The sequence below is a fragment of the Terriglobia bacterium genome (genome assembly GCA_035712365.1).
Taxonomy (GTDB): Bacteria; Acidobacteriota; Terriglobia; order UBA7540; family UBA7540; genus SCRD01.
On record DASTAW010000008.1, the window covers coordinates 142,665 to 158,887 of the forward strand.

General features: G+C 58.2%; 9 protein-coding genes. 4 read left to right on the forward strand and 5 right to left on the reverse strand.

All coding sequences use genetic code 11. The annotated features are described in order from the left end of the window. Window positions 1-52 precede the first annotated feature (52 nt). Window positions 53-1,771 (forward strand): CRTAC1 family protein, encoded by a 1,719-nt coding sequence (locus VFQ24_02615; GenBank protein ID HET9177233.1) that lies wholly within the window; start codon window positions 53-55, stop codon window positions 1,769-1,771. A 14-nt stretch (window positions 1,772-1,785) separates the two neighbouring features. On the opposite strand, the gene VFQ24_02620 is transcribed toward VFQ24_02615, so the two are convergent. Beyond that, on the reverse strand, window positions 1,786-2,826 hold the full coding sequence (locus VFQ24_02620; protein HET9177234.1) for a LacI family DNA-binding transcriptional regulator: 1,041 nt from the start codon (window positions 2,824-2,826) through the stop codon (window positions 1,786-1,788). Window positions 2,827-3,204: 378 nt separating this feature from the next. On the opposite strand from VFQ24_02620, the gene VFQ24_02625 reads away from it, so the two are divergent. Further along, window positions 3,205-6,891, forward strand: coding sequence for a TonB-dependent receptor (locus VFQ24_02625; GenBank protein ID HET9177235.1), 3,687 nt, complete (start codon window positions 3,205-3,207; stop codon window positions 6,889-6,891). A gap of 112 nt (window positions 6,892-7,003) precedes the next feature. On the opposite strand, the gene VFQ24_02630 is transcribed toward VFQ24_02625, so the two are convergent. Further along, window positions 7,004-8,368 carry a sugar porter family MFS transporter gene (locus VFQ24_02630; protein ID HET9177236.1) on the reverse strand — a complete coding sequence of 455 codons (1,365 nt, stop codon included), beginning with the start codon at window positions 8,366-8,368 and terminating at the stop codon, window positions 7,004-7,006. A gap of 132 nt (window positions 8,369-8,500) precedes the next feature. Here VFQ24_02630 and VFQ24_02635 point away from each other — a divergent pair, with 132 nt between their 5' ends. Further along, window positions 8,501-10,042: a glycosyl hydrolase family 39 gene (locus VFQ24_02635; protein HET9177237.1), complete on the forward strand. Its 1,542-nt coding sequence runs from the start codon at window positions 8,501-8,503 to the stop codon at window positions 10,040-10,042. A gap of 70 nt (window positions 10,043-10,112) precedes the next feature. On the opposite strand, the gene VFQ24_02640 is transcribed toward VFQ24_02635, so the two are convergent. Both VFQ24_02640 and VFQ24_02645 read right to left on the reverse strand, forming a co-directional pair. Beyond that, the gene (locus VFQ24_02640; protein ID HET9177238.1) at window positions 10,113-10,763 is read right to left on the reverse strand and encodes a toast rack family protein; all 651 of its coding nucleotides are present in this window, start codon (window positions 10,761-10,763) and stop codon (window positions 10,113-10,115) included. A 260-nt stretch (window positions 10,764-11,023) separates the two neighbouring features. Then, window positions 11,024-12,295, reverse strand: a complete 1,272-nt coding sequence (locus VFQ24_02645; GenBank protein ID HET9177239.1) for an aminopeptidase — start codon at window positions 12,293-12,295, stop codon at window positions 11,024-11,026. A 277-nt stretch (window positions 12,296-12,572) separates the two neighbouring features. Here VFQ24_02645 and VFQ24_02650 point away from each other — a divergent pair, with 277 nt between their 5' ends. Beyond that, on the forward strand, window positions 12,573-12,836 hold the full coding sequence (locus VFQ24_02650; GenBank protein HET9177240.1) for a hypothetical protein: 264 nt from the start codon (window positions 12,573-12,575) through the stop codon (window positions 12,834-12,836). A 723-nt stretch (window positions 12,837-13,559) separates the two neighbouring features. Here VFQ24_02650 and VFQ24_02655 read toward each other — a convergent pair. After that, entirely contained in the window at window positions 13,560-16,220 is a 2,661-nt protein-coding gene (locus VFQ24_02655; GenBank protein ID HET9177241.1) for a twin-arginine translocation signal domain-containing protein, read from the reverse strand. Window positions 16,221-16,223 lie beyond the last annotated feature (3 nt).

Genomic DNA, 16,223 nt, shown 5'->3' on the forward strand with positions numbered 1-16,223 from the left:
AAAAGTCATTAAGGAACGCTGGCAAACCCATGCAGGAGGCAGAGAGAAATAATTGACCCGACGGGACCTTTTACTGGCCAGCCTTGCCGCTTGCGCATGGCCCTCGAGTACACGCCCAGCCCTTCCCTCGTCAGCGGCGCCTCGTCCGCTCTTTCGCGACGTGGCTGAGGAGACCGGCCTCAAATTCCACCACTTCAGCGGCTCAGCCGGAGACCTGCTGATGCCGGAAATCCTCGGGGCGGGCCTGGCATTGATCGATTATGACAATGATGGCGACCTGGACGTCTACCTGCTCCAGGGAACCATGCTCCAACCGGATAAGAAACCGCTGGCGCCGCCTCCCGCAGGCTGGAAGCCGGGAAATCGTCTGTTTCGCAACATGCTTTCTGAAACCGGCAAGCTGCAGTTTGTGGATGTCACCGAAAAGGCCGGCGTCGGAAACGTCGGCTACGCCATGGGAGTTGCCGTGGGCGATTACGACAATGATGGATATCAGGACATCTACGTCACCAACTTCGGGCGCAACGTTCTCTATCACAACAATGGCGATGGAACATTCACCGACGTCACTGAGTCCGCCGGCGTTGGAGATCCTCGTTGGAGCACCAGCGCCGCGTGGGTTGACTACAATGGCGACGGATTGCTGGACCTTTTCGTGTGCAATTACGTGGACTTTACTGTGCGCGGCCACAAGAAATGCTATTCCCCTTCGGGGCAGCCCGATTATTGTTCGCCGATTGCTTACCATGCCATTCCGTCGCGTTTGTACCGCAATCTCGGCAATGGGAAATTTGAAGATGTCACCCAGGCCTCCGGCATCGGATCCTCCTACGGACCAGGACTCGGCGTCATCTGCATGGACTTCAACGGCGACGGATTAATCGATATTTATGTGGCAAACGATACGGCTGCAAACCTCCTCTGGCTGAACCAGGGCAACGGCACGTTCAAGGAATCCGGTCTCGATCTGGGCGTTGCCCTCAGCGCGGACGGCCTGCCCAAAGCCGGCATGGGCATCACCGCGGATGATATCAACAATGACGGCCGCCTGGAGATACTGGTCACCAACCTGAACCGGGAAGGAGTCACCCTGTTTCGGAGCGATGGAAAGGGCATGTACGATGACGACACCGCCCAATTCCGGCTGGCGCAATCGACGTTCGGATATACGGGCTACGGCGTGGGCTTTATTGATTACGACAACGACGGCCTGATGGACCTCTTCATCGCCAATGGAGCTATGACCATCATCGACTCCATGCAAAGCAACGCCGAGCCTTACGCCCAGAAGAACCAACTGTTCCACAACGAAGGTCCGGACAAGGGATTTCGCGAAATCACCGCCAACGCCGGGCCTTTCCTCCAGTTGGTCGAAATCAGCCGCGGAGCTGCGTTCGGGGACATCGACAACGACGGCAACATCGATATCGTCATCACCAACGACGACGGCCCCGCCCGCCTTTTCCTGAACCAGGGCAGATCTGGAAATCACTGGCTGCTGGTGAAACTGGAAGCCCCGAAACTTAACCGCTTCGGCATGGGCGCCAGGGTTGGCGTTTTCCGTAGCGGCGCGCCCACCTTGTGGCGCCACGCCCACACCGATGGCAGCATGTTGAGCGCCAGCGACATCCGAGTACACTTCGGGCTTGGCAACAACCCCAGAATTGAAGCGATTGTGGTCAACTGGCCAGACGGGAAAAAGGAAAAGTGGGAGAATGTCCGCGCCGACCGCATCCTTACTCTACGCCAGGGGACTGGACACTCCCTCTGAGGCGCCGCCCATGACTACAGTTTTCTGACCGTGCCGCGAACCACCAGATCGGTCGGCAGCGTCCTTTCAACATAAGCCATATCCGGATGGCGGAGCCGTTCGAGCAGCGTGCGCAGGCACGTCTGGCCGATCTCCTCTTTTCGGACCCGTACGGTGGTCAGAGGCGGATCCATCAACAATGCTTCCTCACGGTCATCAAACCCCATCAGGCTGATGTCCGAAGGGACGCGAATGCCCCGCCGGCGGAAGGACCGCCACAGCCCGAAGGCCACTTCGTCATTGACCGCCAACACCGCGGTCGGCCGGCGAAATTGGTCCAGCACACGCTCCCCCGCCCACTCCCCGTAGTCCACGAAGCTGAGCTCCCGAGCCGTCGTGATGCTTCGAGGCTCGAGCCTATGGTCGCGGCACGACTTTAGAAACGCGTCATAGCGCACCCTGACCCACGGATAGCCGATGTCCCCGACAAACATGCAGTCCCGGTGTCCAAGGCCCAGCACGCTCTCGATGGCCTCCAACTCGCCTTTGAAGCCGTCAAATCCCACCTGGTCAAAGTACTTTTCTCCTTCAAAGTCCACGAGGTTGTTCCCAAAAACCACAAACGGCGCTTCCAACTTCTGGATCCTGGTAAGGAAGTTTGGATGATTTGTTCCAGACAGAATGAGCCCGTCGAACCATCCCCGTTCGTCCAGCACCGAGGGCAGGTTGATCTGCCAGGGCGGAGTCGTCGAATCATAGTTGACACCCGCGAACAATACATGCTGCCGTAGCTCCCGGGCGCAGTCTTCCACACCCTGCAGGATTCGCGCGTGGAATGAATTGGGAAACTTGCGATTGCTCAGCAGGAAGCAGACGACCTCGGTCCGCTTTCGCTGGATCCGCCGGGCCTGCGCGTGCGGGCGGAACCGCAACCGGCGGATGGCCCACAATACGCGTTCACGCGTTTCCAGCTTCACATGGTTGCCACCGTTCAGAACGCGTGAAACAGTTCCAAGGCCGACTCCAGCCTCGCGCGCAACATCACGAATCGTGGCAGCGCTACAAGTAGAATTCATCGTTATCCTCTGCCTGTCTCAGCAGGCTTATTTTCGTATCGCCCAGCGCCTTCTCCTGAACGCGAGGCGTCCTGTCCATTTTAGCAACGGGCATAGGATATGGGAGCATATGACCCGACATACTCTTCCCGGCTCCGGGACCCCAACGACTTCATGCGACATCAAAAATAATCCTTGACATGACATTTGTCTAGTGATATATGATGGAACCGTTTCCGTAACTCTCGCGTCGGACTTTGGGACTAAGAGCACAATTTCCATGGCGAACTGGGGCCTCGATTCCTGCATGGGAGCGCTTGTGCATCGAACAGGGCTTTACAGGGCCGCGCTCACTTGGGCCACAGACACAAAATATATTGTAAGGAGGGAAAAGATCACATGACTGGCAATGCTTCACATCACTGCGCGAAGCTCAACCGCCTCGTTCGCAGTGCCATTTTGGCCGCTCTCGCTTTCTCAATCGCGGTGGCCATTCCCACAACCGGCGCGGCCCAGGTCCTTTACGGCACTCTGGTTGGCAACGTCCAGGATCCCACCGGCGCCGTCGTCCCGGGAGCGACCGTCACGGTCACCCAGACTCAAACCGCCCTCACCCGCCAGGGGCAGACGGATTCGCGCGGCGGCTACACCATTTCCACCCTTTCCGCAGGCACCTACACGGTGAAAATCGAGGCCAGGGGCTTCAAGACGTTCGCAAAGAGCGACGTCCCTGTGGCCATCAATACCGTCAGCCGCGTGGACGCAACCCTGCAGATTGGGGCGGTAAGCCAGACGGTGGAGGTCAGCGCCAGCGCTGCGGTGCTGCAGACCGACCGCGCCGACGTCCACCACGACATCACCGCGACCACTCTCGAACAGGTGCCGCTGCCTCCAGGGAACAATTTCCAGTCAATGATGAAAACCCTGCCGGGCGTCACCCCGCCAACCACCGCCCATTCCATTCCCACCAATCCCACACGGGCCCTCGACTACAGCGTTAACGGTACCAGCGACTATGGGAACACGGTCCGCATTGACGGCGTCACACAGTACAACATCTGGGTGCCTGAAAACACCTCTTATATCCCCTCCTCCGACGCCATTCAGGTGGTGAACGTCACGACGGCAGACTTCAACCCTGAGCAAGGGATGGCAGGCGGATCGACGACCAACGTGGAGATCAAGAGCGGCACCAACCAGATTCACGGCGACCTCTACGAATACCATTTCGACAACAACACTGAAGCCCACAATTTCTTTGACCCCAATAACAAGATCACCCGCAAGCCCAAGGACATTTTCAACCAGTTCGGGGCCAGCATCGGCGGACCCATCAAGAAAGACAAACTGTTTTACTTCTCGAACGTCGAGTGGACGCGTCAGCGGCAATTTGCCACAGCCACCGCCACCATCCCGACGCTCGCCATGATGGCGGGCGACCTGCAGGGGAATGACCCGGCCAACGGTCTGAACGCTAACAGCGACATCGTTTTTGACCCGACAACAGGCAATGCGGACGGAACGGGACGGACACAGATTTACGCCACCAACGATCCCAACGACACCGCCCATTACAACGCCCTCTGCACCAGCGCGCAGTGTTTGAACATGGTCCCCACCAGCCGCATCAGCCCTACGGCGACGACGCTCCTGAACTTGCTGCAGCAGGCTCCCGGGCGGTTTCTTCAGAGCGCCAGCACATCGGCTCCCAATGATAACTACCTTGCGGCCACCTCTTTTGCTTTTAACCGGTTCACCACGGATGACAAGGTCAACTGGAACGCCACCGACAAGTTCACCATGTACGGCCACATCGGGTTCCTGAAGTTTGACGACCTGGACCCCCAGCAGTTCGGCGAAGTGGGCGGCGATCCCATCAGCAGCTACGGCGGGAACGAAGGGCACGGCTACGGGCACACCCTTACCTTCACCGTGACGAGCAACTACGTGGCCAGCCCCCATTTCGTGGTGGATGGCAGCTTCGGCATGACGCGCCAGGTTTCGAACTCCGCGCAGCTTGACATCACCAAGAACCAGGGGCTCGATGTTCTGGGCATTCCTGGCGTGAACGGCACGCGAATTTTTGAAGGAAGCTGGCCGCGCTTCGCCATCAGCAACTTCGATGATCTGGGCACGCATAACACCTATATGCCGTATTTCCGGAACGACCCCCAGTTTCTCTGGAGCGGCAATGCGAGCTGGATCCATAGCAACCATACCATCCGGTTTGGCGGGGCTTATTACGTCACCCACCTGAACCACGCGCAGCCGGAATGGAACGGCGGGGGATCCACCATGCCAGGATCGGGCGGCTTCGCCTTTGGCGCTGGCCCCACCCAATGCCAGGCGACGGCACTAGCCGCGACCCCTTCCGTGAACAATTGCTTCGATACGACCGGGAAACTGAAGGCAGGCAAGGGATCGACTACCAACGCCTACAACGACCTCGCGACATTCCTTCTGGGGCTGGACACAGCTTACGGCAAGAACATCATGGTGCCGGACGAATTCCACACCGTCACCCACCAGCTCAGCCTGTACGTCGGCGACCAGTGGCAGACAACCCACAAGCTGACCACGCAACTCGGTCTCCGCTGGGAGTATTATCCCATCCCGACCCGGGGCGGCAGTCGGGGTCTCGAGCGCTATGACTTCGCCAAGAACATGGTGATGCTCTGCGGCGTTGGCAACATTCCCACCGATTGCGGGACTTCGGTCAGCAAAACGCTGTTCGACCCGATCGTTGGTCTTGCTTACCGCGTGACGCCAAGCTTTGTCGTTCGCGCCGGGTATTCACTGACCAATGAGCCCTACAACCTGGCCGACGACCTGCGGACCAATTACCCCATTCTGATTCCGCTCTACATCAGCGCAGACTCGTACCAGGCGACGGGCGTGCTGGATGCGGCCAGCCTCATTAACAGTCCCGTAGGGTCAAGCCTTCCGATCGGAATTCCTCTTCCGGCAACTCCCGATCTCACCCAGCCGGAGGTCCCCATCCCGGGCAACGTGAACCTTGCAACAACCGTTGACAATTTGCAGCGCGGATACATCCAGTCCTGGAACCTCACGCTTGAAAAAGAGCTTCCTCATGGCTGGCAGGCGCAGGCGGGTTACGTCGCGACGCGGACCATTCGCCAACTCGGCTTCCAGGACTTGAATGCCGAAACGCCCATCGGCCCTGCGGGTTGCACGGTGGGAACGGATTGCGGCGGACACGCAAGCCAGCCCTTGAACTATCTGAGCTCTACCACCGGCTGTTCAGGCACAGCCTCAACCGCGATCGGTTGCCGCACCGGGGTGACTTCACTGATCGCCCCCATTGCCAACAACCATTACGACGCCCTCCAGAGTGTCCTCCGGCACCAGTTTGCCCATGGCTACCAGGTTATGGTTGCCTACACATGGTCAAAGAACATTGGGATGGCGGGGGTCACCGACGAAAAGGCCAGCGCCTACATCCAGACGCCTGCCTTCTACTACCTCAACCGGGGGCTTTCCCCGTGGGACCGTCCACAGAACTTACAGGCGTTGTTTATCGGCCAATCGCCCTTTGGCGCCGGCAAGCGCTGGATGAACACCGGAATAGGCTCCAAACTCCTGGGCGGCTGGCAGATCAGCGGGGTCCTTTCGAAAGTTTCTGGAAGCGTCTTTCGAATTAATTCTGGAGGGTCTTCGTCAACCAACCTGAACGCGTCGGTGGGCAATTCCCAACGGCCCGATCTCGTGAAGTCATCCATTGACGTATTGAGCGTTTACGGTCCGCACACGACGTGGTTTGACACTTCGGCCTTTGCGGCCGTGGCGGACAAGAACCGTTTCGGCACTTCGCCGTTCTATCCCCTGCACGGGCCTCCGCTGTTCGACCTGGACGTTGCCCTGGCCCGCAACTTCAAGCTTACTGAGCGCTTCAACCTGCAGTTCCGCGCCCAGTCAATCAACTTCACCAACACACCTCATTTCGGAAATCCGACCGGGGACTTCAACAGCAGCAATTTCGGCCGGGTAAACGGGTTGGCAAACACGGGCCGCGACGGCGGAGTGGACGCACGACAATTCATCTTCACCGCCAAACTGAGCTTCTAGTTCAGACCCGCTGCATGTGATAAATTCAACCCCGAGGGGACCGCAGCACAACGCGGTCCCTTTCTTTTTTGGAGAGACCATAGAGTTGAACGTGCCGGTGCAGCACGTTCTGTCAGTTCACCGGAGGCAGCGATTCCTCGCTCCACGAAGCCTCGATCTCTTCCAGGCTCCTTCCCTTGGTTTCCGGGACCAGCCAGAACGCGAACACAAAAGCAGCGCCGCAGGCGGCGGCGTAAATCCAGAATGAGAACCTCGCCCCTACAGCGCCAACCAGGCTCAAGAAGGTCACGCTTACCAGCAGATCGAAAATCCAGATGGTGACCGACGCCACGGACATGGCCTGCCCGCGAATAGTAGTGGGATAAATTTCCGAAATCAGCAGCCAGAACACGGGACCAAGTCCAATGGCGAAGCAGGCCAGATAAGCGAGCACGTCCGAAAGGATTGCAGCCCGCGAAACATGGGCGGCCCCGAACAGGTAGCCAAGAAAAATGAGGCTGACCAGCATCCCCCCAATTCCGAAGAGCAACAGCGGCCTGCGTCCCACACGGTCCAGCAGGAACAGCGCCGCTATAGTCAGAAGCAGGTTGACACCACCCACCAGCACCGTGGCCAGGATGGCGCTCCTGGCGCTCTGGAACCCCGCCATCTGCAGAATGGTCGGCGTGTAGTAGATGATGGCGTTGACCCCGGTAATCTGCTGGAAGATAGCAAGTCCCACGCCGATCATCAGCGGCTTTCTAAACCGGCCGCCGAAAAGGTCCCGGAACCGTAGCCGGCCACTTCCGGTCACCGCCTTTAGTTCTTCCAGGTGGCGGCGGGCGTCCTCGCTGCTCTCAATCCGGTCGAGAATTCTGTAGGCGTCGTCCTCCTGCCGCCTTACCACCAGCCAGCGCGGGCTTTCCGGAAGAAAGACCAGGGCAATGAGTAGGACCACGGAGGGGACAACGGCGCTGATGAACATGGCCCGCCAATTGAATGACGCAGAAAACAGGTAATCGACGTAATACGCGACCACAATTCCGGTAACGATGGCCAATTGATTCAGCGTGACGAGTGCGCCGCGAATCTTAGGCGGAGCCAGCTCCGCGATATACAGGGGCGTCAGCATCGACGCAATACCCACGGCAATACCAACCATAAATCGCGCCGCCAGAAACAGCGGCAGGCCGTTCGCCATTCCCGTCAGCACAGCAAACACGCCGAATAGAATGGCGGTCACAATCAGCACGGGCCTTCGTCCGTAACGATCGCCGAAGTATCCTGCACAGCCCGCTCCAATCGCAGCGCCAGCCAGCACCATACTCACCGCCAGTTCCGTCTCAAAGGGTGTCAACTGGAATTGCTGCCGGACAAACAGGATGGCGCCGGAAATCACACTGGTGTCGTACCCAAACAGCAGTCCTCCCAGCGCCGCAGCAAAGGCAATCACCAGCGCATAACCGCTTTTACCTAACGCAAACGGACCTTCGGGCATGGGGCCTCCGAGCAAGACCTACGATGGTAATCGATGTTCGGAACATTGTCACGGCTCGCGGTATGCGATTGTTTGTTGTATATTTTTAGCGTTGGCCGTTGTGCTCATGCCTTTCAGCAAACAGCTTTTCGCATGAAAAAATTCGGCTTTCGAACGATATTGATCGCAGCCTTCGCCCTTTCGGCGCTTCTTTGCGCTTATCGACAAATTCTGCCCGGCCAGCCGAACCAGGTCTCGCAAACCGAAGACATAACCATCGACACGCAGGCGCCCTCGCACCCTTTTCCTCACTATTGGGAACAGATGTTCGGGTCGGGGCGCGCAAGCCTTTCGCTGCGGCAGAGTTACCGTCGTGATTTGAGGGCCGTAAGGGCGGTTACGGAATTCCGGTACGTCCGGTTTCACGCCATTTTCGACCGCGATGTGGGCCTCTACGATGAAGACAAGCAAGGCCATGCGTTATACAATTTCACTTATATTGACCAGATTTATGACGGCCTGTTGGCGAGTGGAATTCGCCCTTTCGTGGAACTCAGCTTTATGCCGCCAGCGCTGGCCTCAACACCTCAACAGCAGGAATTCTTTTACCATCCCTACATCGCGCCCCCGCGGGATTGGAGCCGATGGGAGGACCTGATCAGGGCCTTCGCCCGGCACCTGGTTGCGCGGTACGGCATCGATGAAGTTTCACAATGGTATTTTGAAGTCTGGAATGAACCGAACATCGGGTTCTGGGCGGGCGAACCGAAACAGGCCACTTACTTTCATCTGTACGACGCTGCCGCCCGGGCGCTCAAGAGCGTCAGTCCGGAACTTCGCGTTGGCGGGCCTGCGACCGCGCAAGCCGCATGGGCCAGCGCCTTTATAGCTCATTGTGCCAGGGACAGGGTCCCGGTTGATTTCGTCTCAACTCACGTTTACGGCGACGACACTGCGGAAGACGTTTTCGGCACTCATCAGAAGATTTCGCGGCGCGACATGGTGGTGATGGCCGTCAAGAAGGTCCACGATGAAGTGGCCTCCTCGCCAATGCCAAATCTCCCCATCATTTTCAGCGAATACAACGCCACTTACATGAACGTCCCGGACATCACCGATTCGGCCTTCATGGGACCCTGGCTGGCAGAAACCATCGCCCGATGCGACGGGCTGGTCCACCTGCTCTCTTACTGGGCTTTTTCCGATGTCTTTGAGGAGCAAGGGGTGGCGAAGAAGCCTTTTTACGGCGGCTATGGTCTTATAGCCACGGGCCACATCCCCAAAGCGGCCTATAATGACTTCGCTCTGCTGCACCACCTCGGGACAGAACGACTCACGGAAAAGCCCAGTCCGGTCATCGTCACGCGCCACATGGACGGAACGCTAGTTGTCGCATTGTGGAATTACGCACCGCCCGGGAGTGAGGGAGCCGTCCGTACGTTTAAGCTTACATTCGACGGCCTCAGCGGCCCGCATCACGCCATCATCTGGACCATTGACGAGCATCACGGTTCGCCGCTGGCTACCTGGAAAGCGATGGGAGAGCCATCCTTCCCCAGCCCCAATCAGCAGGAAATCCTACGCCAGGCAGCCCAAGTCCCTCCGCCCGCAATTGAATCGATGCCTGCGGAAAATCCCGCGCTATCGGTAACACTTGGACCGCATGCGCTATCACTGGTCGAAATCACCCAATAGCGAAAATCATGCTGGGTCTGAACAGTGGAGGGATGGCCGTTGCGGACGTGCATCTCTTAAGGCAGGGTTGCTAAATCGTTCCACCGCCTCCGAGCATAAGGTTGACCTCACCCATGCCGCCCTCGACCTGGATATCGAGGTTTACTGGCGACTTGCCATAGGAGCTGTTAATGTAAGCGTCGCCATTCCGCGAAAACCCGTTTGCATGGACATCGCCGAGTCCACCATGGACGGTGGCCCGAACCCCCACGTCGCTTGGCAAATGCAGGGTTACCTTGCCGACTCCGCCGTGGATCGAGGAGGCCAGGTCATGCTGCCACGCTCCGTCCAGATCGATATCCACCTCACCCGCCCCCACGTTCAGATTGAACTGACTGAGATTCAACCCCGCAAGCTTGAAGTTGGCCTTGCCGGCGCCCATCTTGACGTTCATCTGCATTGGGACCTGCCTGTTCAATTGGACGTCCCAATCATACCGGGTTTTGCCCCGAAAATTGTGGCCGCCAGACGGCTGCTGGATGGTCAACGTGCCCTGATCTCCAGTGGCGTCGTACCGTACTTCCGGTTTCCAAGCATCGACATTGTACGTGAACTCGGCTGTCATCAACTCGCTACTGCCATCGGCAACGCGAAGCTCGCCCGCACCCATTTTGATTTCTACATCAACAGACTTCTGTTGCCCGAGAGGGACGCTCTGGGATACCGTACGCGTCTCGCCCACAGGCGGCCCGCCGGAAATATTGCAGCCCGCCAGGCATAATAGAGGTAGCAGGACGCAAAAGGCGAGCACGGTGGACTGAGCCCGCCCTCGACAGGGTTCTGAGAACGGCATTCGTCCTGTCCTATTGCACTTGTTCAATACCTTGGGATCTTGATGCACGGTTCTCTTCCTGTGAGGCTGCTTAAAAAGATTTAGGATTTCGGGTATCTGGCGCGACTAAGGACCCATAATGCGCGTGCAAAAGATGTCGTGTGGCGGTTCTAAACCCACTCCCCCCGGCGCATTACCGGTTCGGCCCTGCCGTCGGCGGTGAGACCGTCCACATCAATCCTGTTCGATCCGATCATCCAGTCCACGTGGATAATACTGTCATTCGCGCCGCGTGCTGCCAGTCCTTCCGGGCTCAATTCATTGCCGTTCTTCACGCAATTGCTGTAGGCCTGTCCCAGCGCAATGTGACAGGCGGCATTTTCATCGAAAAGCGTATTCTTAAACAGCAATCCGCTCGAAGCAATCGGCGAGGAGTGCGGCACCAGGGAGACTTCGCCCAGACGCCCCGCACCGTCATCGGTGTCAATCATGCGCTGTAACACCTGTTCCCCGCGCTCAGCATGAGCTTCGACAATTCGGCCAGCCTCGAAACGCACGGCGATACCTTCAATCATCGTGCCCTGGTGTGAGAGCGGTTTGGTGCTGGCCACGTGCCCTTCCACGCGGTCTTTATGCGGCGTGGTAAAAACCTCTTCTGTGGGCATGTTGGGAACACAGTAGCGGCCGTTACCGGCCATAGTGCCTCCACCCAACCACAGATGGTCGTCGGCAAGACCTACCTTCAAATCCGTACCCGGCCCCTTGAAATGCAAGGCCGCGTAGCGTCTCTGGTTCATGCGGTCGGCCCAGGCGTGCAGCTTCGCGTCATGCGCTTTCCAAGCAGCAACAGGGTCGGGTTGGTCAGCGCGTGAAGCGGCAAAGATTGCCTCCCACAGCCGGCTTACGGCTTGGTCCTGCGGGAGGCCGGGAAATACAGCCGCCGCCCACGCCGGAGTAGCACAGGAAACGATCGTCCAATTGATGTCGTGCCTCGTGATCAATTCCATCGCCGGCCGGTACGCCTTGGAGGTCGCGCGATTGGCGCGGCTCACCTTTTCCGGATCTTCTCCGGACAGCAAGGCGGGGTTGCCTCCGGCAATGGCCAGCCTCGCCGCACCGCTGCGGTAAGCCTGGGCCATCCCTTCATAGAGCCAGGAAGCTGCCACGTCAAAACTGGCGTCCGGCGCATGTCGATAGCGCAACAGCGTGGATTCTTCGTCTCCAAGAAGCGTAGTTACCAGTGTTGCCCCGGCTTTATAGGCGTGTTCCGTAATGAGCCGAACCAGAGGCACGGCATCGAGCATGGCCGTCATCACAAGTTGCTGCCCGGCGCCGAGCCCCAGTCCAACATGGACCGCAACTTCTGCCAGACGGTTGAGTTTCTTTTTAAATTCAGGTACGTGGGCAAACTGCCCTTCAGCTAATGCAGTTGTCGATATCATGGCCTCCATTATGGCCTGTGGCTCGGCCATTGGCAACCCAAGTGTACAGCGGCCCGCGCGGGTGGAAGGGTTTTAACCTATGGCTCAATGCAACGAGTGCGCAAAGGTTTTCACTTTCCAGCTAAATTCGGCTGCAGTAATACTGACCGCCTATCAACCGCTACGAAAGTTCTATTGTCCTCATTCGAGGATTGATGCTAATTCCTATACAGGGTTCGGTTACGCCCGGCCTGTACCGGCAGGGACACACGTACGGGGTTCCAGGGGAGGGAGGCTTATGTTTGACACGATGTCAGTAGAAGATTTTGACCAACGAGTCAAATCGATACTGGTCCAGGAATTCGTAGGAGTTTTGGAACTAGGGCTTTTGTCGGAACAGGCACTGCTGCCCGTCGTCTCTGGCATGCGGGATTCGCTTTGCGAGGCTTTCTGCTCGATGTCGACGGCGGAGGCGGAATTCCACCTGCAGGCCTTACGTGATCAATGCAGAGAAGCGGCAAACAGCATCGTCGCCCTGGCCGATTCAGGATATTGGAACTAGCGTATCTGACTCCCGGCTGCAACCAAAGGCCTGCCGGTTCATCCCTTTTTGCCTTCCAAAAACAAAAATTGGGGTGTCGGGTTCTCGCACCTGTGATGATAGCCTGTGGCGACAAACCTGCCGTTCAAGTCCATCGTTGCCTCAGGTGCTCTGCTCTTTCCGGCCCGATCGGACATAGAGGGCTATGGCACACAATCGCCAAGAGATCGATCGCGGCTGTTGATGTTCAATGGAGGGTCCCTGACCGTAGGGGTTAATTTCGGCTAGTGTGTGTCAAGTTTGAACACTTAGCTCGACTGGCTTTGGCATATGAAGTGCTTTTGTCAAGGTAGGTCAGACACGCTTCAACTCCTCCAGATTCGGAGTCCAGGAGGTTACACCGACAGACTTCCTGGACTCCGACTCCTCCAGAAAAGTTCAATCCTACTGATTTCAACCATTTGGCACAGATAATCTTGTGCCCTGCGAAAATCTCGCAGAAAAGTGCGTGTCCACATTGCACTCCGCAGACAGTGCTCTTTATTTCACGGTTCTGGTAGTTTTTACTCCTTCGACAAAGTTTCCAGCACCATAGTTTTCTGTCCCCGGCGCCATCCTATGCCCGGAGGGAAGAAGCAAGTGGCGGGTCGAATCGCCGACCCTCATGGCAAGAACTCAAAACATTCCCAGGTTCCGATGCTGGCGTGCGGCAGATGACAGGACCTTTTGTGATTCAGGTGGAATTTAGCGACCTTCAAGCTTCTTTGCCGCCAGCCTCTTCCACTCGTGACGGTAGCCGCCATCGGGATCGAACGCTACCACCGTGTAAGTTCCAGGCCCGCGCACCAGTGGCGTGAAGGATTCACCGTTCATCCGCACCGTGTAAACAATTTCCCCATCCGCTTCTTTCCGGACCTGGACAACCTGGTCCCGCTGGCCAGGAGTTGTAATCTTCTCCAATGCCCACTGGGCGCCATGCAATCCGTTGTCAAGCTGTTTGACAGTTATAGGCCAGCCCGGATAGGGTTTTGCTCCCGGAGAAGAGGGATCCACCCAGCGCGGCCACAGTGTCACCTCGACCTCGCGCGTCTGGCGGTTGCACTTCAGAATCGAATAACCTGTTGCCCGATGCCTCAGGCCCTCCAATCCTCCACCAGAGTATTGGTGGGGATTGGCCACAGCCAGCACGGTGATGTGATTGCCAAAACGGTCTTCATAGTCACCTGTATTCCGCGTTCCGGGCAGGACGTTCTTTCCGGGCTGGGCCGGAAACCAGCGACGCGGCCAAAGGTTTGAAATAGCCGGTGTGCAAACGTCATAGACTCCGTCGCGAAAACCATCGATGCCGTAATGCGATGTTGTTCCAAGGTGCTGATCGCCAGATACGTGAATGGCAAAACCTTTGCGCCACTTGCGAATCGCGTCGTCGCGGCCATGCTGCGGCCACCCGCCGGAGTCGTGATCGGCCATCATCCAGTCGTTCGGAGGGTATTCACCTACGGGCAGGATCGGGAGCTTGGGATCGAGATTGTCGTTCGGATCACCCGTCGGAGTAGTCTGCAAACACGCGAATCGTGTCTGGGAGACTGCTATTTTCATCCACGTTCCACCACTCCAGTCCGCCGACCAGGACTCCAGAAAATCGAGCTGCCGTTGCCCCAGCAGTTCCGCCGTGGGCACATTGCCCTTTCGGGGATCCCATAGCGGGTCCTTCGGAAAGCCGTTCATGATCTGCGCCTGAGGCAACTCCACGGTCGGGGAGGATTTCCATTTGCGGTCTTCGAGAATGGCATAACTGATTCCTCCCCACACAAGGTGGGTGTAGTAGACCGAGATGTTTTGCTCCACCGGCGTCGCATCAAAGGGATCGGGCAGATGCGAGGTCTGAACCCGCTGGGCCATATTTACCCAGCGTGCTGGCATCTTGTAGCCGCCTGAGTCCTGACTCGCATCGCCCTGCATAGGCAGACTCGCATCGGTCGGCCTGCCGCCGCATCCCCAGAGGTTCCCGTGGAACATGTCGTGGTCGTCGGTCATGCAGACCGAAGGAATGCGGCGCGTCAGGTCGCGTGTGGCCCAGCCGAACAGATACCACTTTCGCAGGTAGTCCTGCATTGATGGAACCAGCAGTTCCGGATCGCGCGTCTCCATCACTCCGAAGCCGCCGACCCTTTCGTAAACCTGATCGCCCGTCCAGAGCAGGATGTCCGGCTTGTGCCAGCCCAAGTACTCGACAAACTCCGAATGCGGAAAGCCCATGTCCCACACGCAGGTCAGCAGACCTACGGTGATCTCATTCTGTCCCTGGGGATTCCTGCGGATCGTTCCCTCGTATGTGTGTTGCTGAAGTTTTCCGCTGGCATCTGGCATGGCGTAAAGCAGCCGATAGGCATGGTCTTTCGAGTCGTCCCACGAGGCCACGCGGAACACCGCATTCCAGGCGTCGGGGTCTAGCTCCGCCGTCGCGATCGTCTTCCACCGGCTCCCGCCGTTGCGAATTTCGAGCCGCATTTCCGTGGGCGCGTTGCCCATCGGCGGACACTGCGCGGAAAGCTTCAGCACGCCCCGACTTACCGTGTAGAGCGCGAAAAGGACAGGTCCAAAGGTGCGGTCTTCGTGCGCATCAACCTTGGTACCACCGAGCGTCCAGTCGGTAAACCAAAAGCGCACGCTCCCGCCCCGCCCCTGTCCTGGAGGATAGAAAGCGTAACCCGTCAGCTTGCCCAGGGGCTTCGGCGTCGGCTCGACTTTTCCGTAACTCGATACCAGCGCCACGCCCCCTTCCAACCACTCGCCCGGAACCTGCCGCGCGATTTGAGCCAGTTTCTTCCCTTTCGCGTCTTCCGCGCCGAGCGTTACGGTGTAACGACTGCCCGACGGGCGTGCTTCGAAACTCAGACGTAACTCCTGGTCCAGGGGTACTCGCTGGGCTGACTGCTCAACTTCGCCAATGAAGAGTTGTCCTTCCGCCGTCACACCCGCATTCATTCCGCGGCCGTGGATGGCGCGTGCGCGGTAGTCGTCCACGAAGCTCTTGATGCCCACTCGGAATCCGGCGAAACCCTCTTCCTGCCTTTCTGAGCTCTCCAACCGGCCAAGCCTCACGCCCATGGCCAGGCTCCCCTCCCGGCTGGAAACCTCATGCGTCAGAAGGAACACATTGCGGTCACCGCCTGCCCCGACGCATTCCAGGCGGCCGTCTCGGATGCGCCAATCCTGGAGCGGGTTGGTCCAGTATTCGGGCCCAGCCCAAGGACGCTCCGCCTGCTGCGGCCAGGAGCTGTGGAAACTGTTCTCGGCCGCTCCAGCGGCCCGCGACGGCCCCAGCAGTGAAGCGGCTGTCGCCCCCAGCGCGGCCCCGCTCGACTTCTTCAGGAACGATCTTCGGTTAATTCGCCGAGCCATTTA